The sequence below is a fragment of the Cohaesibacter sp. ES.047 genome (genome assembly GCF_900215505.1).
Taxonomy (GTDB): Bacteria; Pseudomonadota; Alphaproteobacteria; order Rhizobiales; family Cohaesibacteraceae; genus Cohaesibacter.
Genome location: NZ_LT907844.1, coordinates 2,202,508 through 2,222,370 on the forward strand (window position 1 = coordinate 2,202,508; position 19,863 = coordinate 2,222,370).

At 56.0% G+C, this 19,863-nt stretch carries 18 protein-coding genes; 15 read left to right on the forward strand and 3 right to left on the reverse strand.

The genetic code is table 11. The annotated features are described in order from the left end of the window. Positions 1-45: 45 nt before the first annotated feature. From CPH65_RS10045 to chrA, 12 genes are all read left to right on the forward strand, one after another. Positions 46-2,628 carry a GumC family protein gene (locus CPH65_RS10045; RefSeq protein ID WP_096173347.1) on the forward strand — a complete coding sequence of 861 codons (2,583 nt, stop codon included), beginning with the start codon at positions 46-48 and terminating at the stop codon, positions 2,626-2,628. A gap of 48 nt (positions 2,629-2,676) precedes the next feature. Beyond that, a complete protein-coding gene (locus CPH65_RS10050) occupies positions 2,677-3,435 on the forward strand; it encodes a WecB/TagA/CpsF family glycosyltransferase (protein WP_096173348.1) in 759 nt (252 codons plus the stop codon). A gap of 12 nt (positions 3,436-3,447) precedes the next feature. Continuing rightward, entirely contained in the window at positions 3,448-4,635 is a 1,188-nt protein-coding gene (locus CPH65_RS10055; protein WP_096173349.1) for a glycoside hydrolase family 5 protein, read from the forward strand. Positions 4,636-4,761: 126 nt separating this feature from the next. Continuing rightward, positions 4,762-5,097 carry a hypothetical protein gene (locus tag CPH65_RS10060; protein ID WP_096173350.1) on the forward strand — a complete coding sequence of 112 codons (336 nt, stop codon included), beginning with the start codon at positions 4,762-4,764 and terminating at the stop codon, positions 5,095-5,097. Positions 5,098-5,251: 154 nt separating this feature from the next. Further along, positions 5,252-5,872 (forward strand): ribonuclease D, encoded by a 621-nt coding sequence (locus CPH65_RS10065; RefSeq protein ID WP_096173351.1) that lies wholly within the window; start codon positions 5,252-5,254, stop codon positions 5,870-5,872. 172 nt (positions 5,873-6,044) lie between these two features. Further along, on the forward strand, positions 6,045-6,821 hold the full coding sequence (gene lptC / locus CPH65_RS10070) for an LPS export ABC transporter periplasmic protein LptC (RefSeq protein WP_096173352.1): 777 nt from the start codon (positions 6,045-6,047) through the stop codon (positions 6,819-6,821). After that, positions 6,818-7,393 (forward strand): LptA/OstA family protein, encoded by a 576-nt coding sequence (locus CPH65_RS10075; protein WP_096173353.1) that lies wholly within the window; start codon positions 6,818-6,820, stop codon positions 7,391-7,393. Before lptC ends, CPH65_RS10075 begins: the two co-directional genes overlap by 4 nt. 333 nt (positions 7,394-7,726) lie before the next feature. Next, positions 7,727-8,461 (forward strand): LPS export ABC transporter ATP-binding protein, encoded by a 735-nt coding sequence (gene lptB, locus CPH65_RS10080; RefSeq protein ID WP_244574628.1) that lies wholly within the window; start codon positions 7,727-7,729, stop codon positions 8,459-8,461. A 296-nt stretch (positions 8,462-8,757) separates the two neighbouring features. After that, on the forward strand, positions 8,758-10,356 hold the full coding sequence (rpoN, locus tag CPH65_RS10085) for an RNA polymerase factor sigma-54 (RefSeq protein WP_096173355.1): 1,599 nt from the start codon (positions 8,758-8,760) through the stop codon (positions 10,354-10,356). A 507-nt stretch (positions 10,357-10,863) separates the two neighbouring features. Then, entirely contained in the window at positions 10,864-11,436 is a 573-nt protein-coding gene (gene hpf / locus CPH65_RS10090; RefSeq protein WP_096173356.1) for a ribosome hibernation-promoting factor, HPF/YfiA family, read from the forward strand. 152 nt (positions 11,437-11,588) lie between these two features. Beyond that, the gene (gene ptsN / locus CPH65_RS10095; RefSeq protein WP_096173357.1) at positions 11,589-12,053 is read left to right on the forward strand and encodes a PTS IIA-like nitrogen regulatory protein PtsN; all 465 of its coding nucleotides are present in this window, start codon (positions 11,589-11,591) and stop codon (positions 12,051-12,053) included. Positions 12,054-12,273: 220 nt separating this feature from the next. Further along, on the forward strand, positions 12,274-13,623 hold the full coding sequence (gene chrA / locus CPH65_RS10100) for a chromate efflux transporter (protein WP_096173358.1): 1,350 nt from the start codon (positions 12,274-12,276) through the stop codon (positions 13,621-13,623). Positions 13,624-13,711: 88 nt separating this feature from the next. On the opposite strand, the gene CPH65_RS10105 is transcribed toward chrA, so the two are convergent. From CPH65_RS10105 to CPH65_RS10120, 3 genes are all read right to left on the reverse strand, one after another. Next, the gene (locus tag CPH65_RS10105) at positions 13,712-13,975 is read right to left on the reverse strand and encodes a DUF1150 family protein (RefSeq protein ID WP_157747606.1); all 264 of its coding nucleotides are present in this window, start codon (positions 13,973-13,975) and stop codon (positions 13,712-13,714) included. Between the two features lie 77 nt (positions 13,976-14,052). Continuing rightward, a complete protein-coding gene (locus tag CPH65_RS10110) occupies positions 14,053-14,505 on the reverse strand; it encodes an Hsp20 family protein (protein ID WP_096173360.1) in 453 nt (150 codons plus the stop codon). Positions 14,506-15,134: 629 nt separating this feature from the next. Further along, positions 15,135-15,653, reverse strand: a complete 519-nt coding sequence (locus tag CPH65_RS10120) for a GcrA family cell cycle regulator (protein WP_096173362.1) — start codon at positions 15,651-15,653, stop codon at positions 15,135-15,137. A gap of 847 nt (positions 15,654-16,500) precedes the next feature. Here CPH65_RS10120 and CPH65_RS10130 point away from each other — a divergent pair. The 3 genes from CPH65_RS10130 (at position 16,501) to CPH65_RS10140 (ending at position 19,797) form a co-directional block, all read left to right on the forward strand. Then, a complete protein-coding gene (locus tag CPH65_RS10130) occupies positions 16,501-17,694 on the forward strand; it encodes an aspartate aminotransferase family protein (protein ID WP_096173364.1) in 1,194 nt (397 codons plus the stop codon). A 20-nt stretch (positions 17,695-17,714) separates the two neighbouring features. Continuing rightward, positions 17,715-18,650, forward strand: a complete 936-nt coding sequence (gene argF, locus CPH65_RS10135) for an ornithine carbamoyltransferase (protein ID WP_096173365.1) — start codon at positions 17,715-17,717, stop codon at positions 18,648-18,650. Between the two features lie 151 nt (positions 18,651-18,801). Further along, positions 18,802-19,797 carry an Hsp33 family molecular chaperone gene (locus tag CPH65_RS10140; protein WP_096173366.1) on the forward strand — a complete coding sequence of 332 codons (996 nt, stop codon included), beginning with the start codon at positions 18,802-18,804 and terminating at the stop codon, positions 19,795-19,797. Positions 19,798-19,863 lie beyond the last annotated feature (66 nt).

Sequence of the window (19,863 nt, forward strand, 5' to 3'; positions counted from 1 at the left end):
AAGCCTGCCTTTTCGCGTGCCGTAGTATCTGACAGGATGTAGTAAATGTTTGGTCGCAAGAAGAAGAAAGCCGATCTGGATTGGCAGCCCGATGCCGCGACAAGCAAAGCCCTGTCCGGTGAAGGTGACGATCAGGGCGGTTCTTCAGATGCCTTAGTCTCACATGAATTCGGGCCTGATCACAGGCCTGATGATATCGCTATGGCTCATGCCGCACAGTATGATGACCCCTATGCCGCTCGTTCGGTGACCTCGAGAGACCCGCGCGGCGGATCGAACGATGTCTGGAGCGGTCTGGTTCATCCGCGCGCAATCCTGCGGTTCATTGGCGGCAATCTGAAAATGATTGTCATGATGACGCTTGTCGTTTTTCTGGCCGGGTTCGCCATCTATCTGATCTTGCCCGAAAAATACGGCACCACGGCCCTCATTCTTGTCGATCCACGCCAGCCGCGGATCACGAATTCCGACACGGTGATTTCCGGGATTGGCGGCGATGCTGCGGCCCTCACGTCCTATGTGGAAATCATGAATAGCGACGGATTTCTGAGCAAAGTCGTTGATGAGCTTGGCGTGAAGGAGGATCCCGATTTTGCCAAGGCAAAGAACGAGGGCGAACTGATTTCCATGTTCCGTAGCAACCTCTCCGCCAACCGGCAGGGAGCGACCTATATCGTTCAGGTTTATTATCGCTCGAAGAATCCCAAGTCCGCAGCCAAATATGCCAATGGTGTCGCCAAGGCGTTCGTGCGGGACCAGCGCGACTATCGCACCGCAACCAATGAAGAGGCAACCGAGTGGCTGTCCGAGCGCCTCAAGCTGTTGCGGTCCAATCTCAAGGTCTCCGAAGATGCAGTGGCAGCCTTTCAGGCGCGCAACGGCATCGTCGATACCGGAGCCCAAGGCACCCTCGACAATCAGCAGCTCACATCCCTCGTCAGCCGGCTCGCAATTGCCTCCACCGAATATGTCGAAGCACGTTCCAGATATGAACAGGCCAGCAAGGATGGCGTTCCGGCAAGCGCGGACTCAAGCCAGAGCGGTCAGTTTCAGGTCCTTGATCAATTGTTGCAGGAACAGGGGCGGCTGCGCCGGCAGGCAGCGGAGCTGGGGCAGACCTTCGGCAGTCGTCATCCCCGCATGTTGGCCATCACCGAGCAACAGCGCATCATTGCCGGACAGATCAGGCAGGAGCGCAGCCGTCTGGTCAAACAGACCAAGCAGGCCTTCGAGACGGCTGAGGCAAGGAAAACGGCCATCGAGCAGCAGCTCGCAGATGCCCGCCAACGCTCCATTCAGCTGAACAAGGCGATGGTCGAGCTTGCCACGCTGGAGCGCGAAGCAACCGCCAACCGCAATCTCTATGAGCAGTTTCTTGCTCGCTACAAAATCACCGACGAACAGAGCCGCTTCCAGTTTAGCGAAGCGCGCATTGTCTCTCCCGCCCCCGTCCCTTCCAAGTCCACCAAGCCGTCGATGACGCTGGTGCTTCCCGTTCTGCTCGTCCTTGGACTGGGCTTTGGCTTGCTGATCGCTCTGATCCGGGAAGCCTTTTCTCAGCCTGATCCCGGCGGCGATCCATATGGCGGATCAGATTATCGCCGTCAGCCGATGCGCCAGCCCGAGGGCCCGCAGTCGGTGCCGGTACCGACTAGCGCGCCCCCTCCGATTGCTGCCTCCGCATCGATGATGGATGAACCGTTTGCCGATGAGGAGCGTGAAAGCGCGTTGGATGACTCCCATGGGCCAGAAGGGGAAGATGAGGCTGCGGCAACTGCCCAGTTCGACGATCCGGTTGGTGCTGACGCCTCAATGGATGATGACGATGACCACAAGCAGCCCGATCCGGTCGTTCCGCTCCGCTCGGTCATGTCTGCCAAGCGCTTTCATGATGCTGCCGCTCCGAAACGACGCAAGAAGCCTCTGACCCTGGTTGCGTCCAATCAGGAGCCTGTTTCAAGAACGCCAAAGCCCGCTGCGCCGGCCCGTGATCTGCTCTCCATGCCGTCGGTCTTGATGATGTTGCCTGCTGGGTTCAATGAAGAGGACGATGGCCTCCTGGATGAGTTGGTCGAGACCAACGGCGATGCGATCGAGCATTTCATTGCAAAGGATCTCGAGCAGGAAAGCGTAAGCCTCCTTGTAACCGCAGCACAGGCCGGCGAGGGGCAGACCCTGACCGCCGATGTCCTGCGCGAGTTTGCCATCGATTCCGGCTTCCATCCGGTGATCATTTCTCTGAAGGACCGGGCCGAGCAGGCCCACAAGGCGAGATCCGGAAGCAGAGCCAAGCCACCGGATCGGGTTGCTCGTTTGCAGGTCTATGAAGAGTTCGACATCATCCCCTTCGTGACAGCCAAAGGCATCAGCAGTGCACAGGGGCTCACCCCGGCGCTGTCCAAAGAGCTGGGCGATCTGATTGCTTTGTGTCGCGAGAATTATGGGTTCGTGATCCTCGAGACCCGGCAGATTGTCGATCCCGAGGCACTTGAGGATCTGATTGATCTCGTCGATACCGCGCTTCTGGTCCTCAAGGATGCAGAATTGTCGGATGAGGACCTTGAAGACTGGCAGCTCTGGGCTGAGAATGCCGGAGTGGCTCTGGTGCTCGACCAAACCCAAATTTAAGGTTTTCTCACTATGATGCCTCTCAAAAATGAGGGGGTTTTGAGAGACATGACAGGCCATGCAGTAACGACGGTTGGCGGCCTACCCATCACGGTTGACGATTGTGAAGGGGCGGCCCGGCAGATGATTGATCATGCCATTGCCGCAAGGGGCAAAGGCAATCCGCCGCTCTATTCTTCATCCGCCAATGGACAGGTGCTGTCCATGTGCGCGCTTGATGCCAGCATCCGGTCGCTGTTTCTGGAGGCCGATATCCTGCACGCCGATGGCGAGCCTCTGGTGCGCGCCTCAAAGCTGCTCTGTCGCAAAAAGCTGCCCGAGCGCATCGCCACCACCGACCTTGTCCACTTTACTGCCCGCATCGCCCAGCAAGAAAAGGTCAGCTTCTACTTTCTCGGTGCGTCTCAGGATGAAATCGAAAAGGCTGTCAAAACGATGCAGAGCCTTTACCCGGATCTCATTTTTGCAGGCTATCGCAACGGATATATGAGCGAGAGCGAAGAGGCGGGCGTCATTTCCCAGATCAACCAGGCGGCTCCCGATATTCTTTGGATTGGCATGGGCGTGCCGCGCGAACAGCTCTTCGTGTCGCGTCATCGCAAGGAACTGACCGGCGTCGGCGTCATCAAGACATCCGGGGGCCTGTTCGATTTCCTCTCTGGCAAAAACAGCCGGGCACCGCGCTGGATGCAGAAATGGGGTCTTGAATGGGCCTATCGCATCGCTCAGGAACCGCGGCGTCTCTTCTGGCGCTATCTGACCACAAATCCACATGCCGCCTGGCTTCTGCTAACCCGTTCACGCTAACGAGGATGTGCCATGTCTATGAGCTGTTTCTTGCGCGGATCAATGCGGATTGTCTCGTGTTTCGCAGTTTGCTTCACGCTGGCCTTGATCACGGGGGTGACGACCGCTGCAATGGCAGGGGAAACAGAAGACGGACTGTCTTCCTGTGAAGAAGGGCGGGCCCTGTCTCCTGCCGGTGCTGATGCCAAGCTCGCCCGCGGCTTCAACCTGCCCAATTGGGAGCCCTCCCACACCGGTCTGAAGCCCGATAAAGCCCTGCTTGAGCTCTTGCGCAAGGAGGGCTTTTCCCATGTTCGCCTGCCGGTCGATGGCGAATGGCTGATGGCCGACTTCACTGACGTCACCGAGACGGATCGCTATCTGGCAACGCTTGAGAAAGAGGTGCTGCGCCTCAATAAGCTGGGCTTCGCCGTTACGGTCGATATGCATCCTGGCGGACGGTTTCAGGCGCTGCACCGTATGGTGCCAGACAAGGCGTTTGCCTTGCTGATCGAGGCATGGGACCTCGTCGTCTCCCGGTCACGCTCCTGGCCGAAGGACGACATCTATTTCGAGCTGCTCAATGAGCCTGTGCCATCACAAGACATCTGGTGGTCGCAGGCTCAGGTCCTTGTCACACATCTCAATGCGGCAGCCCCCACGCGCGGGCTGATCGTTGGCCCGGCTGTTTTCCAGCGCTATGAGCCGCTTCTTTCGGCGCAACCTCTCAAGGGCAACCGGCTCACTTATGCAATCCACTATTATGATCCGTTCGTCTTCACGCATCAGGCCATGTCGTGGGATCCGGGCTCCTATCTCTCTAAGGTCGGCCAATTGCCATTCCCCGGCAATTCCGACCACCCGCAGGTCGCAAAAGCCGTTCAAAAACTGAAGGATGAAGGCAAGGCTGCTGGCGCCGATGACATCGAGAAAGCTTATGAAGAAAGTTGGGATGCGGCGCGCGTTGCCGCTGATCTCGCTCCGGTCGGGGAATGGTCAAAACGTTATGGGGTGCCAGTGATCGTCAACGAATTCGGCGTCCTGACCTTTGACGTGGATCCGTGGGCACGGCACGACTGGCTCGCAGCCGTGCGAAAAGGGGCCGAGGACGCGTGTCTGGGCTGGACCCATTGGGATTTCTCCGACGGCTTCGCTCTGGTGGACAGCGCCACCACATTGCCTGATCCGCTCGTCCTTGATGCCTTGTTCGGCGCGCGGTGATCCAACATACCAACGAAACTGAACCGGTACATTTGGTCACCTGCCGCCGGACCGGAAAAGCTGTTAGGCTGGTTGCAAGACCGGATGCATGGGGTGAACCGAACAACAGACGAAAGCGCGGGTAAAATGACAGGACGTGCCCTTCATGTCCTCTTCATTGTGGCGCTCTTCATGTTCTCTTCTTTCACGGTTTCCCGTGCCTTAGCTTACTCCGGCGAGCTTTACAGGGTCTGCGGTCTCAACCCCTATGGCGACAATTATCTGTCCCTTAGAACATGCGGTTCGACACGCTGTCGTGAAATCGCGCGTCTTGGTCCGGGAACGCCTTTGCGCTCGTTTGAGCCCGTCGGTATGCATGGGTGGCGCGAGGTCGAGGTCCTGCCGAGCCTTGACGCACCGTATGTAGGGGGCTATCAGATTGGTTGGGTCTTTGAAAAATATATCTGCACCGTGCGATATTGACAGGGAACCCAAGGTCGGCAACCGGATCGGAAAGTCCGGGTGACAGCAAGCGGCTGAGCAGGACATCTTGCCAGTGCGCTGCCCGCCGTGCATTCAATACCCCCTTCAGGGCCGCATAGTGCGGTTTCGCCAAGTTCAGGACCTTGCCACGAAAATGACTATCAGACTGCATCAGGGTGACTTGCCCAATCTCAACCATTATAACAGCATTTCAGCAGTCGCGATTGATACCGAGACAATGGGCCTTCACCCGCACAGGGACCGTTTGTGCGTTGTTCAGCTCTCCCCCGGTGACGGCAGCGCCGATCTCATCCAGATCGCCAAGGGGCAGACCGAAGCGCCTAATCTGTGTTCCTTGCTGGGCAACGACAATCTCACGAAAATCTTCCATTTTGCCCGCTTCGACATGGCTATTTTGTTCCACACCTTCGGCGTGATGCCCAACCCGGTGTTCTGCACCAAGATCGCCTCCAAGCTTACCCGCACCTACACCGACCGCCACGGTCTGAAGGATGTGTGCCGCGAGTTTCTCGAAGTCGACATTTCCAAACAGCAGCAAAGCTCCGACTGGGGGGCCGACAGCCTCACGGAAGCCCAGAAGAAATATGCCGCCTCCGACGTGCTGCATCTGCATGGGCTGATGGGGATCTTCCGCGCTCGCCTGTCTCGCGAAGGGCGAAAGGACCTGGCCCAGTCCGCCTTTGATTTCTTGCCTGCGAGAGCCAAGCTTGATCTGGCTGGATGGCCCGAGGTCGATATTTTCGCTCATACCTGAGGCTTTCGATCGTCGATGCTGAGCTTTGCTGGGCGAAATCGTGCATGACGATTGGTCGTTCAGCGAGGTCTGTCGCCCGATTGGGTCTTGATTTGGTCTTGATTGGCGACACATAGGGAGAAGGAACGTCGGCGCGCCGCAAGGCGACCATGCAAACACCAAAGGGCAAAGCATGCAGGACAAGACGGGACAGAATGAAACGGATCCTTTCCTGTATCCGCCGGAGCAGATTGCTTCGCCGGGCAGGTCCTTTCATGCGAACCGCATCATTTCGTCCACGGAACAGCAGCGTGCCTTCAGAAAGGCGCAGCGCCACACGCAGCGCGTCCGGTTGCTCAAGTGGGGCGCTCCGCTGCTTGCCCTTGGGATCATCGCCGGGTTCGTGACATGGGTCGCCCAGCAGAAACCGCCGCCGCCGCCCGAGGATCTGGCCGTCCAACAGGAAGCCTTCAAGCAGGAGGAGCTGATCATGCAGAATCCCAAGCTGAACGGCTTTTCTCAGGGCCGCGCCTATGAGGTCGTCGCTGCCCGGGCCATCCAGAATGTCACCCAGCCCGATGTCATCAATCTCGAAGACATCTCGGCGCGCATCACGGATGACAAGCAGCAATGGGTTACGCTCACATCAACCAAAGGCCAATTCAACCAGACCAGCGAGCATCTTGAACTTGATGGTGCCGTCGATGTGAAGTCATCCCTTGGCTATGGCCTCAAGACAGAGGCCGTCGAGGTCGAAATGACAAAGGGATACATGAAAACCACAGCACCCGTTGATATCCAGTCCAAGGATATCAAGCTTTCCGCAACAACGCTCGAAGCGATCGACAATGGCGAGGTGTTCCGCTTCACCGGCAATGTGCGTTTGCGCATTGATGCAGGAATGTTGAACGAGCCTTCCACAAGCCGCGATCAAACCGCTGATGCGCCCCAAGAGGAGGCGAACCAATGAGCAACACACTTTCAAAGGCGCGTACCTTTATTGGCCTCATGCTCCTGTTGCTGGTCTGCTTGTCGGGTGCCCTCTTTATGCTGTCCAGCCCCTCGTCGGCCCAGGGCATGACGGATGTTGTCTCCGGCCTGCGCACAGATCCCGATGCCCCGATCGAGATCGAGGCGGACCAACTTGATATCTTCGACAAGAAAAAGGTCGCGATTTTCAAGGGGCGCGTCGTGGCGCGGCAGGGGGATACGCTTCTCAACACCGCCAGTCTGACCATTCACTATTCCGGTGGTGGGGCTGGAACAGCCCAGTCCATCACCCGGCTTGAAGCCAATGGCGGGGTCAAGGTTTCGCAAAAAGACCAGAATGCCACCGGCGACACGGCCTTTGTCGATATGGCCAAGGAAGTCATCACGCTCAGTGGTAATGTCGTTCTGACGCAAGGGGGCAACGTTCTGCGGGGCACGAAGTTGACGATCAACATGCGCTCCGGGGCAGCCCGACTTGCCGCCAACACCAACAACAGCAAAAACGGCGGCTCGGGTCGTGTGCAGGGGCTTTTCATCCCCAAGAAGCGCTAGGACTTGAATCCTGCCGCCTGACCTAATCTGTTTATATCTCTTGGTGTTTTAACAAAATCTGCTTTTTGTGAGCCTTTATGGCCTGCGAAATGCCGCATCAGAAGGCAAACTGTCTCGACATTGCGAAAATTAGTATTTATGAGCAGTTAATGCGATTTTGCAGACCTGCACTTCCATGAGCGCGACAAGCGCCCATATCTGAACCAGATCCACCCGAGGGATCCAACCACCGGCGGCAGGCCAAGACCCATTTTGCGCTCGAACATGACCGATTCAGATCTCTACACCCAGCATCCTGATGATCAGGTTGAGGATCACCAGATTGATCCCAATATGCGGGACGAACAGGGATGGCTGACCGTTCATGGTATCGGCAAGAGCTACAAGAAGCGCACGGTGGTCACCTCGGCGTCTCTTGCCGTGCGCCGCGGGGAAGCGGTTGGCCTTTTGGGGCCGAACGGTGCGGGCAAGACGACGGTCTTCTACATGATCACCGGCTTGGTGCGACCGGACAAGGGCTATATCTCTCTTGATGGCTTCGACATCACCAAACTGCCGATGTATCGCCGGGCGCAGCTGGGGATCGGCTATCTGCCGCAGGAAGCGTCCATCTTTCGTGGTCTCAATGTGGAAGACAACATCATGGCGGTGTTGCAACTGGTTGAGAAGAATCGCAAAAAGCGCCGGGAACAACTCGACCAGCTTCTGGAAGAATTCACCATCACGCATTTGCGCAAATCCATGGCGATTGCCCTGTCCGGTGGTGAACGTCGTCGGCTCGAAATTGCGCGCGCTCTGGCGTCGCGCCCCTCGTTCATGCTGCTTGATGAACCCTTTGCCGGGGTCGATCCCATTGCGGTTGGCGACATTCAGCAGTTGGTCCGCCATTTGACAGCGCGCGGCATCGGTGTTCTCATAACCGATCACAATGTGCGCGAAACCTTGTCGCTGATCGATCGTGCCTATATCATCCATTCGGGTAACGTGCTGACCAATGGCACGCCGGAGGAAATCATCTCGGATCCAGATGTGCGCCGTCTCTATCTGGGCGAAGGTTTCACGATGTAGAGCCTTGCGGCCAGGCAGGATACAGGGAAGGTCTTTCAACACTTCCCCACAGCTTGACCGGTTCAAGCTTAAAAAATGTGCGTGTGCGTAATTTGGGCACAATGAGGCACGAAATCCTAGAGAAATGAATGGGCTGACACAAAGCCCGGAATGCAATCAATAGGCTTTTCAAAGGGCTAATTAACTCAAAATACGAGCTTTTTCCTCAAGGCCATTTTTTGAATTATGCATTCAGACACATCACTGCTATATATAACAAGCAAATCTCGTACCAACTGATGCGAAACGGGTGAGGAATGGCGATATCTCCAAGACTGGATCTTCGACAGAGCCAATCGCTGGTTATGACACCCCAGCTGATGCAGGCGATTCAGTTGCTGCAAATGTCGAACATGGACCTCGTGGCCTATGTGCAGCAGGAGCTAGAGAGCAATCCTTTGCTGGAGACTGTGAGCAACGATTCGCCAACTTCGGAAGGCAGCGAAGCGGATGGCTCGGACAGCCGGAGCGAAGACGGATTTGCTGCAGAAGCCGCAACCAAGGCATCCGAGGTGAACGAGGCCAATGCCGAGCTTTCCGGTGAAGGCCCCGCCTCGCCGGACCTGTCCGAGCAATTGGACGTCTCGAGTTCGGAGAATATGGACGCGATTTCCAACGATCTGGATGCGCGGCTGGACAATGTGTTTCCCGACGACAATGGCCCGGCTGAACAGGCGACACCCCAGCTCAATGATCCGTGGATGTCGACGCCGATGCGCGACGGTGGCTTTAATCCCGACTACGATCTGGAATCCGTGCTCGCGGGCGAGATTTCCCTTGCGGACCATCTCGAACAGCAATTGACAACCGCGATCAGTGATGTGCGTGGCCGCGTGATCGGTCAGTTCCTTATCAACGAGCTGGACGAATTCGGCTATCTGCAGACGGACTTGTCGCTTGTTGCCAACCGGCTTGGTGTTGACACCGCCGAAGTCGAGGCCATCCTCGACATCCTGCAGACCTTTGAGCCATCGGGCGTCTTTGCGCGCTCCCTGTCGGAGTGCCTCGCGTTGCAGCTCAGGGAGTTGAACCGCTATGATCCGGCCATCGCATGCCTCTTGGACAATCTGGAACTGCTCGCCAAACGCGATTTTGCCGCCTTGCGCAAGATATGCAGGGTCGATGATGATGATCTCAGTGAAATGGTTGCAGAAATTAGAGCGCTCAATCCGCGCCCCGGCAGCGCCTTCGGTCATCTGACGGTCCAGCCGGTCATTCCCGATGTCTTTGTCAAACCGGCTTCCGATGGCAGTTGGCGGCTCGAGCTGAACAGCGACACCCTGCCGCGTGTGCTGGTCAATCGGACCTATTATTCGGAAATCACAAAGACCAAGTCCGGCAAGCAGGAGAAGGACTTTCTGATCGATTGCCTGCAAAGCGCAAACTGGCTGGTCAAGAGCCTTGATCAGCGGGCGCAGACGATCCTCAAGGTCGCGACCGAAATCGTCAAACAGCAGGATGCCTTCTTCACCTACGGCGTTACACATCTCAAACCGCTCAACCTCAAGACCATTGCCGACGCGATCCAGATGCACGAGAGCACCGTCAGCCGCGTGACCTCCAACAAGTTCATCGCCACAAACCGCGGCACGTTCGAGATGAAATATTTCTTTACCTCGGCGATTTCGGCGACAGAAGGCGGCGACAGCCATTCCGCCGAAGCGGTCAAGCATCGGATCAGACAGGCCATTGATGCGGAAAGCGCAGACAAAGTCCTGTCAGATGATGCCCTGGTCAAACTTCTGCGCGATTCGGGAATCGATATTGCCCGGCGCACCGTCGCAAAATACCGCGAAGCCATGCATATTCCCTCTTCGGTTCAGCGCCGGCGAGAGAAAAAGGCCGCCCACGCCTGATTTTTGCCACGAAGCCAGACGTGTTGAACCGGCTTCTGTTGCCCCCGGGCGTGAAGTCTGTCTCAGGGAGTGCGGGAGTGCTGGTTGCACGCAAGGATCGAGACATCTGCAACGCCTTTTTGCAATGAAAGAAAATCTCTGGTCCTGATTGCATTTCATTAATTTCATTTTTGAAAACATAGTGGAAAAACCTAGGGCCAACTGTCAAACCGTATAATGCTTGTCATGTTTCCTAGTCAAAGCTGCAAAAATTTGGCACACTCAATGTATGCGTGAGAGACAGTCCCAGCACATTGACTTTTACAAGGTGAGCGCGTATGAGAGCGCAACCCGTTTTCAGGCCTTTGTGGACTTGGGGAATGGTTCCGCGCTTCTGGTCGACCCGGCTTTCAAGCTTTAGCGATGCAACGCCGGTCGCACCTGATGAAACAGTCAGGTACCTCTGGTAGTCATCGATAGAATGGACGGTTTGATCATTCCATTGACCCAAATTGAATAGGGGGTTCTATGACGTTTCGAGTATCTGGCAAACAAGTTGATGTGGGCGAATCTTTGCGCACCTATGCCGAAGACACCGTGGCCGATACGGTCGGGAAGTATTTCGACGGCACTTTCAGTGGTCAAATGACACTGGAAAAGGAAGGCATCGGCTTCAAAAGCGACCTCGTCGTTCATCTCGATACTGGTATGGTCATGCAGGCCAGTGGGTCGGACCTTGATCCACAGAAGAGCTTTGACAATGCTGCAGAACATATCGACAAGCGTCTTCGTCGATACAAACGGCGCCTGAAGAGCCACCGCGCTGATTTCCACGAAAGCCCCGAAGCGATTGAAGTCGCTTATGGCGTTTTGCAGAACCCTGATACTCAGGACGAAATTCCTGATGATTTCACGCCCGTCGTGATCGCCGAGTCCACTTCGCCGATCAGAACCATGACCGTCGGAGAAGCCGTCTTGGCTCTGGATATGACGGATGCACCGGTCGTGGTCTTTCGCAATGCTGGCGATGATGGTATCAATGTCGTCTATCAGCGCAAGGACGGACATGTGGGATGGATCAACCCGTCTCTTGTCAAATAAATTAAGCGCCAGCGGGCTTTTTTTCCCGTTGGCTCTCGCTCAGGATCAGCCTTTTCTACATCGTTCTGAAAGGTCAAGGGCTGATCAATTGCAGATAGAAACATCATGCTTTTCGTAACTGAAGGGCATGATGTTTTACATATGAGAGTCTGATGGAACTGAACGAACTACTCGACCCTGAAGCGATTGTGCCCCTGCTCAAAGCGAGCAGCAAGAAACAAGTGATTCAGGAGCTCTCGGAGCGCGCCGCAGACCTGACGGGACTGTCCCAAAGCCACATTTTCGATAAACTCCTTCAAAGGGAGCGTCTTGGATCCACAGGTGTTGGCCAGGGCGTTGCAATTCCTCACGGGAAATTGCCGGAACTCGAACGTATTTACGGTATCTTTGCATTGCTCGACAAGCCTGTCGATTATGATGCGATGGATGATAAACCGGTTGATATTGTTTTTCTTTTGCTCGCGCCCGAGGGCGCTGGTGCCGATCATCTCAAGGCGCTTGCACGCATTGCAAGGCTTCTGCGAAATGAGGACACGCTGGCCAAATTGCGGGCCGCGACAGATTGCGACGCAATCCGTGCAGTCCTTTGTCAGCTTCCTGCTTCAGACGCAGCATAACCAATTGCGTGATGCGAAGGATATCGCATTCCGGTTGGCTTGCATTCTTTGCATTTCGGCCGGTTGACGGCGATATCCGGTTCCAATTCGGGTAGCCAGACCTCTATTCGTAAAACTGACAAGCTAAGCAGGTATCCCCGACAGGATTGTGTGGGGATGCCAAGGACTTTGCCTTGTCGGGAGCGATGGGCGTCGGCTGCACCGTAAAGAGGGACCGAGCATGACGGATGCGAACAAGGACATCGAAAAGACGCCAATCGGCAAGACACCTGTCGGCGAAGCGCCGAGCTATCGCGAGGCCGCAATGGTATGGTGGCGCATTGGCGTTCTGTCCTTTGGGGGGCCGGCTGCGCAAATCGCCCTGATGCATCGGATGGTCGTTGACGAACGAAAATGGTTGAGCGAGCAGCAGTTTCTCAACGCATTGTCCTTCTGCATGATGTTGCCCGGCCCCGAGGCCATGCAGTTGGCGACCTATGCCGGTTGGCGTCTTCATGGTGTTGCGGGCGGCTTGATGGCAGGGCTGGCCTTTGTTTTGCCCGGTGCTGCAGTCATCCTTTGTCTTGCGGCAGCTTATGCTCTTTACGGTCAGGCACCCTTGGCGGCATCGCTCTTCATGGGCATCAAGGCTGCGGTGCTTGTCATCGTGCTCGAAGCCTTGCTCAAGGTCGCAAGAAAGGCCTTGAGCGGTCCGGCACACTGGCTGATCGCCGCCTTTGCCTTCGTTGGCATCTTCTTTCTCGAATGGCCGTTTCCGCTCATTATAGCCTTTGCCGCACTCTATGGCTTGCGGCACGGGCGTGGGCTCGCTCAAAATGGTGAACAAACGGCGGAGCCGCAGGGCACCCCCGATAAAGTCACGTTTATCAAGACACTCACGACGGTGTTGGTCTGGCTCGTCATCTGGTGGCTACCCGTGGCGCTGGTCTGGGCCCTGGCTTCACCGGATGCATTCGGCACCATTGGACTGTTCTTCTCGAAGCTGGCCATGGTGACCTTTGGCGGCGCTTATGCGGTGCTGGCCTATATGGCACAGGACGCCGTCGATCTTTATGGCTGGTTGAGCGCCACGGAAATGATGGACGGATTGGGACTGGCGGAAACCACCCCGGGGCCGCTTATTCTGGTCACTGAATTCGTGGGGTTTCTGGCGGCCGCACGCGTTGAAGGCGGCGTTAATTTATGGCTCGGTCTTGCCGGTGCCATGTTGACCCTGTGGGCGACCTTTGCCCCTTGCTTTCTGTGGGTCTTTGCCGGTGCGCCCTATATCGAGTGGATCAGCGCCCGTCCACAACTGCGCGAGGCCCTAAGGGCCATCACGGCAGCCGTCGTCGGTGTCATTCTCAATCTGTCGGTCTGGTTTGCGCTTCACGTCTTGTTCGATACTGTAGAAAAACAACAGGTCGGGCTTCTCAGCCTTCACGTCCCAAACTGGCAGAGCTTCAACCCCGAGGTCTTTGTGCTTTCCCTTTTGGCCGGCTACATGTTGCATGTCCGGCAATGGTCGATCGTGAAATGCCTTGCCGTGACGTCGGGACTGGGGCTTCTGATCGGCCTGCTTGGTGTCTGACCGGCGTTTCTCATATGGGCTGGACATAAAAAAACCGGCTCAGACAGTGGTGAGCCGGTTTCTGGTTTGGCTGAACGAGAGCGTCATCTTAGTGAACGCTAACTGTCTCGATGTCGTGACGCATTGCGCTGAGCTTGACAGCGGACTCGCTGCCTGCAAGAGCAATGGGCTGGCCCTGCACATCAAGCAAGGCCCACAATTCCTGATTTGCAGGGATGTCCGGGGCTTCGGGGAACATGTCGAGCACTTCGTCCACGCTCACCTGCCGGACATAGGCCATGCGACGCTCTAGCATGATCGCTTCCAGGCCGTCTTCCATCTCATCGCTGTCGTACATTTCTTCATCAAACATGGCATCTGCTTTCATGTTGGATCCGTTTCAGGCCACCTTGGGAGGCGGTGGGTGAAGAGACCTCAGGGGACGGACAGTTACTCTTTGACGTCAATGGCTATCTTGCGGACCACCTTTTCCGGTTCTGGCCGGGCAAGATCGATGGACAGCAGACCATCTTTCAATTCGGCGCCGAGAATTTCGATACCTTCAGCCAGCACGAAGGAGCGCTGGAACTGGCGGGCGGCGATCCCGCGATGAAGATACTGGCGGCTCTGGTCATCCACCTGCCGACCACGAATGACGAGCTGGCTTTCTTCAAGCGAGACGTCAAGCTGATCACGGGTGAACCCGGCCACGGCCAGCGTGATGCGCAACACATCTCCGCAGCCGCCATTTCCTTCGAGCAATTTGCTCTCGGTCGGATCCAGTCGTTCAATATTATAGGGTGGGTAGCCCTCGTTCGACCCCTTGGCGACACGATCAAGCACACGCTCGACCTCATCAAAGCCGAGCAGGAATGGGCTGGAAAACACAGACATACGAGACATTGGCGGTCCTTCATCGGTAAGCGACACGCGCGGCTTTTACCCGGTCGGGCATCAAGCCAATGAGTTTTTGGCAACCTGTGCGCTGTTTCTCAAAGCGCAGCAGAGGCTCCCATTGCCTTTCTGGCCAGTCGGACGACCTTCGTCCGCTAGATCAGAATTCGGGCCGGCGGTACACCACACCCAACGGGTCAAACCTTGGTTCAAGCATCTGACCCTCTCCCAATATGGGGCCAATCTCGCAAGTCTTCAAGGCGAACTTGCGCACGGCTGAATAAACCGCGCAGTTTTCTATGCGCAGCAGCGGGTTTTGTAGCTTCTGTCTCTCTTAATCCAGATTCTTGAGGTCTTGCGGGCAGGCTGTTGCTCTCCCCACACACCAAAGAAGCGCAGAAAGATTGCCTTCGTTGGCTTGGCGATTGTCGCTGTGCGAGGTCAAACCATGAAAAAAGCCGTCCCGATGCGTTCGGAGCGGCTTTTTATTCGATGCGACGGCGAGTTTTTGGTCTTCTTGTGTCTTTACTTCAGATCTTGGCATGCGGCCAACCCGCAAATTTTAAAGGGCTGGCAGCACGTCTTTGTATCGTAAGGATTGGCGGGCTTCAAAGAGGCGCCTCGCCTTCCTTGGCGCGTCAGCTTGCTTTCTTGGCGCGGCGGCGCTCGGAGCTCGGCTGATAGGCAACCTCTGCATGATATTTGCAGTAAGGGGTGCCTGCATCGGATTTATGTCCGCAGAAGTGGAAATCACCATCACCGGGATCGCCGATCGGCCATTTGCACGTGTTTTCCGTCAGCGTCAGGATCGAAGCGCGCTTGGAAATGGGAACCACGACAGCATCCACGTCCTGCTTTTTATGGGCTTTCGGTTGCGGTGCCATTTGCGGCTTTGTATCCGCCTTCAGCGCCGTTGCTCCGACAGTGGTCGTTGTGCCGCTGTTCGGCCGGCTGGCTCTCGGGGCCTGCGTTTTTGGGCGACGAGCCCGTGGGGGTGTCGTTGTGGTCTTTGCCCGACCAGATAGACCCAGACGATGGACCTTACCGATCACGGCATTGCGTGTTACGCCGCCAAGTTCCGCTGCAACCTGACTGGCACTCAGGCCTTCCGACCAGAGTTTCTTAAGAAGTTCGACTCGTTCGTCAGTCCAAGACATAAAAATAGCCTCCGTCTCGACTGTTTAGAAGACAAATATGGGCCGCATTCAGTTGCAAATTTGCAACCAAAAGTTCTGTCCTCTAAATTGGATTGTAGTTTGCCGCATTGATATTAGTAGTTAATAATTTGTAAACTACTATATCCAGTGACGTCGTCGCAATACAGCGTTAGGAATGAATTAACCCTTTTCCCCAGAAAACCGAATCAGAGGATGTCCAAAATTTTTTCAGCAATAGAAAATTGCATTTCCGCTCTCATGCCTGTTGAGTTGTTGTGGATAAGTTGTGGGCAAGCGTTATGATACCAGTATGAAGACCGGCGCCTGGTTCGAGAGCACGGATGCCAGAGCAGCATGTGCGGACTCTCTGATGATGCGTTGATCACTCTCTGCGACGGTGAGTGGCACGACAATGATCAACCTATTGCCTTTGGATAAAGGCTTCCACGCAGTAAGTGCATACTTCGCTAAGGCATTCAATTCATGATTTCACGGACTGTTTATAAATTCGCCTCATCGCTTCGCTATTAAATCGCAATATTTTCGCGCTTATCACAATATAATATTGTGGAGTAACTCATTTAAAGCAGATTATTTTCTCTTCAAATGGCGCATTCAGATTGACAAACCGACTTCGGTCCGGCAAAAGAAGACCTTCGCTGGCCGCCGATGGGGCGGCTTTTTTTGTTGCTTTTCCGCCGAAAAGCCGACGGTGACGATCGGTGGAGAAGAGCCTGTCGATACCTGCCTGAAACGCCTTTCCGGTTCGATCTAGAAAGCGTGTCAATCACGGGCGGGAGTTTCGGTGAAAACAGGGGACCGGAATCTTGGGACGAGGGTGAATAAAATGACACAATCTTCGCTGTTTGCCACATATGCACGTGCTGATCTGAAGTTCGAAAAGGGCGAAGGCGCTTGGCTGACAACGCAAGATAACCGACGCTTCCTGGACTTTGCTGCAGGCATTGCCGTCAACAGCCTTGGCCATGCGCACCCCCATCTGGTGGATGCGCTCAAGGCTCAGGCGGAGAAGCTGTGGCATGTCTCCAACCTATATGACATTCCCGGGCAGCAGCGTCTGGGTGAACGGCTCTGCGCAGCGACTTTCGCCGATAAGGTGTTTTTCACGAACTCGGGAGCCGAGGCTCTCGAATGCGCGGTAAAGACCGCCCGGCGCTACCATTACGGCAAGGGCAACGTGGATAAAACCACGATCATCACATTTGATGGGGCGTTTCACGGCCGCACGCTGGCAATGATCGCGGCCGGTGGACAGGAAAAGTATCTTGAGGGCTTTGGGGAAAAGGCCCCCGGCTTCGTCAATCTGCCCGCTCCGGATATCGATTTGGTGAAGTCGGCAGTAGGGGAAACCACAGCTGCCATCCTCATCGAACCGATCCAGGGAGAGGGCGGAATTCGCGAAATTGCGCCATCTTTTCTCCAAGCACTTAGAAGCTTGTGCGATGAATTGGACATCCTGTTAATTTATGATGAGGTTCAGACCGGTGTTGGTCGGACGGGATACCTGTTCGCCCATCAGGAATATGGCATCGAACCGGACATCATGGCCATCGCCAAGGGTATTGGCGGCGGCTTTCCGATGGGGGCCTGCATGGCCCGCGAAGAGGTCGCTCAGGCCATGGTTCCTGGCACACACGGCTCTACCTATGGTGGCAATCCGCTGGCCATGGCCGTCGGCAATGCCGTTCTTGATGTCGTTTTGGAAGAAGGGTTCCTCGAACGCGTTCGCGATATCAGCCTCGTGCTGAAGCAGCGTCTGGCAGAAATTCGGGATGCCCATTCTGATATCTTGACCGAAATCAGGGGACGCGGTTTGTTGCTCGGACTCAAGCTGACCGTCCCTCCTGCCGAGCTTCTGGCCGCATGCCGTGGCGAAGGACTGCTCGCGGTTCCGGCTGGTGACAATGTGCTGCGATTGGCACCGCCGCTGATCATCGGCCAAGAAGAAATAGATTTTGCAATGAATAGTCTGGACAAAGCGCTCGCAAAAGTGTCCGCTAACCAGAAAGACAATCATTAGGAACAGGGGGATTGCAGGCTATGTCTAACGATCCTATTCGCCATTTTTTGGATTTGGAACAACTGGACGCCACGACGCTCAAGACGATCATGGCGACCGCACATGAAATCAAGACCAAGCGCAAGGTGGAACGCAAGACCGATCTGCTTGCCGATCAGGTCGTCGCGCTCGTCTTTGACAAGCCGTCTACACGGACCCGCGTCTCGTTCGATGTCGGGATCCGCGAGCTGGGTGGTGAGTCCTTGATGCTGACCGGGGCCGAAATGCAGCTGGGCCGCGGGGAGAGCATCCCGGATACGGCGCGCGTTTTGTCCCGTTTTGTCGATTGCATCATGATCCGGATGCTGGATAACGAGGCGGTTGAGGAACTGGCAAAATATGCCTCCGTTCCCGTGATCAACGGTTTGACCTATTTCTCCCATCCCTGCCAGATCATGGCGGACGTGATGACCTATGAGGAACATCGCGGCTCGCTTGAAGGCAAGGTCGTGACCTGGGTTGGCGACTACAACAATGTGCTTGTGTCCTGGTTGCAGGCTGCCGAGAAATTTGATTTCACCATGCGTGTGGCTGTGCCGGACGAGCTGATGACCGACTTCGAGGTGATCAATCGCCTGCGCGATCGTGGTGTCAAGATCGAGTTCTGCGACACCGCAGAAGACGCTGCAGACCAGTCTGACCTGATCATCACTGACACATGGGTCTCGATGGGCGATGAAGATGCCGAACATCGACACAATCTCTTGAAACCCTATCAGGTCAACACCAGATTGATGGCTCTGGCCAAGGATGACGCCCTGTTCATGCACTGCCTGCCTGCCCATCGCGGCGAGGAAGTGACGGACGAGGTGATCGACGGGCCGCAGTCGGTGGTCTTCGACGAGGCCGAGAACCGGCTACACGCACAAAAGGGCATTATGGTCTGGTGCTTCAACAAGGCCTTGGGTGACAGCTGACCCCAGCGGGCGATCATGCCGGGCCTTATTGAAGACCCGGTCTTGACGCTTTAAGCTCAAACAATCACAAGGGTGGATGCGACCGTATCCGCCCTTTGCCTTTGCCCAATGATGGCCAGCCATCAGACGGGGCGAAGAAAGCGAGATCTTCATGACCGAACAAATGCCAAGCCTTGCTGAGATGGATCGCGTTCTTCCCTTTCAGGTCGACAGACTGGATGTAAGAGGGCGCGTGGTTCATCTCAAGGATTCCGTCTCCAGCATCATCCAGCGCCATGACTATCCCGATGCGGTCAACCGGTTGCTCGCCGAAGCCATTGCTCTGACGACCCTGCTCGGCTCATCCCTCAAGTTCGAGGGCAAGCTCATTTTGCAGGTTCAGTCACAAGGAGCGGTGAACATGCTGGTGGTTGATTTTCAGGCACCCGATGCCATCCGTGCCTATGTCCGCTTTGACGAGGAGGCGCTTGCCGCGCTGATCGCCAAGGGGGAGACCAAGCCCGAGCAGCTGCTGGGTGAGGGGCATCTGGTGATGACCATCGATCAGGGCCAGTATATGAACCGCTATCAGGGGGTTGTTGTGCTCGACGGCAAGAGTCTGGAGGAGGCAGCTGACAGCTACTTCCTACAGTCAGAGCAGTTGCCGACACGCGTGCGCCTTGCTGCCACCGAGATGGTGTCTCGGCAAGAGGGCGAAAACCCGAGGAGTGAATGGCTCGTCGGCGGTCTGCTGGTGCAGTATCTGCCGCATTCCTCCCAAGACATTCCCCATCGTGATCTGCATCCCGGTGACCATCCCGATCCGGATATGCAGGGCATCCTTCACGTCACCGAGGCGGACGCATGGCGTGAGTGTGAGGCGCTTGTCTCGACCCTGACAGACCAAGAATTGACCGATCCGGCGGTGTCTGCAGAGACGCTGCTTTACCGGCTGTTTCACGAGAACGGCCCGCGGGTCTTTGATGCCACGCCCGTGGTCGATCAATGCACCTGCAGCCGCGAGCGCATCAGCGCCATGATGAGCAATTTCTCGGATGAGGAGCTCGAAGACCTGCTGGTCGATGGCAAGATTGAAGTGACATGCGAATTCTGCAGCACGCGCTATGAATTCGACCCGCAAGAGAAGAAAGGCGCCAGCGGAGCCTGAGTTATCCTCGGAAACCGAGCCGCCAGACACTGTTGTAACGTATGAAAAACGCCCGGGAACGGGCGT

Coding starts and splice junctions, on each gene's coding strand:
- CPH65_RS10140 (WP_096173366.1), top strand. CDS start 18,802: ATGACCGAACAAATGCCAAGCCTTGCTGAGATGGATCGCGTTCTTCCC.
- CPH65_RS10065 (WP_096173351.1), top strand. CDS start 5,252: ATGACTATCAGACTGCATCAGGGTGACTTGCCCAATCTCAACCATTAT.
- CPH65_RS10075 (WP_096173353.1), top strand. CDS start 6,818: ATGAGCAACACACTTTCAAAGGCGCGTACCTTTATTGGCCTCATGCTC.
- hpf (WP_096173356.1), top strand. CDS start 10,864: ATGACGTTTCGAGTATCTGGCAAACAAGTTGATGTGGGCGAATCTTTG.
- rpoN (WP_096173355.1), top strand. CDS start 8,758: ATGGCGATATCTCCAAGACTGGATCTTCGACAGAGCCAATCGCTGGTT.
- CPH65_RS10050 (WP_096173348.1), top strand. CDS start 2,677: ATGACAGGCCATGCAGTAACGACGGTTGGCGGCCTACCCATCACGGTT.
- CPH65_RS10045 (WP_096173347.1), top strand. CDS start 46: ATGTTTGGTCGCAAGAAGAAGAAAGCCGATCTGGATTGGCAGCCCGAT.
- CPH65_RS10060 (WP_096173350.1), top strand. CDS start 4,762: ATGACAGGACGTGCCCTTCATGTCCTCTTCATTGTGGCGCTCTTCATG.
- CPH65_RS10120 (WP_096173362.1), bottom strand. CDS start 15,653: ATGTCTTGGACTGACGAACGAGTCGAACTTCTTAAGAAACTCTGGTCG.
- CPH65_RS10130 (WP_096173364.1), top strand. CDS start 16,501: ATGACACAATCTTCGCTGTTTGCCACATATGCACGTGCTGATCTGAAG.
- CPH65_RS10110 (WP_096173360.1), bottom strand. CDS start 14,505: ATGTCTCGTATGTCTGTGTTTTCCAGCCCATTCCTGCTCGGCTTTGAT.
- ptsN (WP_096173357.1), top strand. CDS start 11,589: ATGGAACTGAACGAACTACTCGACCCTGAAGCGATTGTGCCCCTGCTC.
- lptC (WP_096173352.1), top strand. CDS start 6,045: ATGCAGGACAAGACGGGACAGAATGAAACGGATCCTTTCCTGTATCCG.
- CPH65_RS10055 (WP_096173349.1), top strand. CDS start 3,448: ATGTCTATGAGCTGTTTCTTGCGCGGATCAATGCGGATTGTCTCGTGT.
- CPH65_RS10105 (WP_157747606.1), bottom strand. CDS start 13,975: ATGTTTGATGAAGAAATGTACGACAGCGATGAGATGGAAGACGGCCTG.
- argF (WP_096173365.1), top strand. CDS start 17,715: ATGTCTAACGATCCTATTCGCCATTTTTTGGATTTGGAACAACTGGAC.
- lptB (WP_244574628.1), top strand. CDS start 7,727: ATGCGGGACGAACAGGGATGGCTGACCGTTCATGGTATCGGCAAGAGC.
- chrA (WP_096173358.1), top strand. CDS start 12,274: ATGACGGATGCGAACAAGGACATCGAAAAGACGCCAATCGGCAAGACA.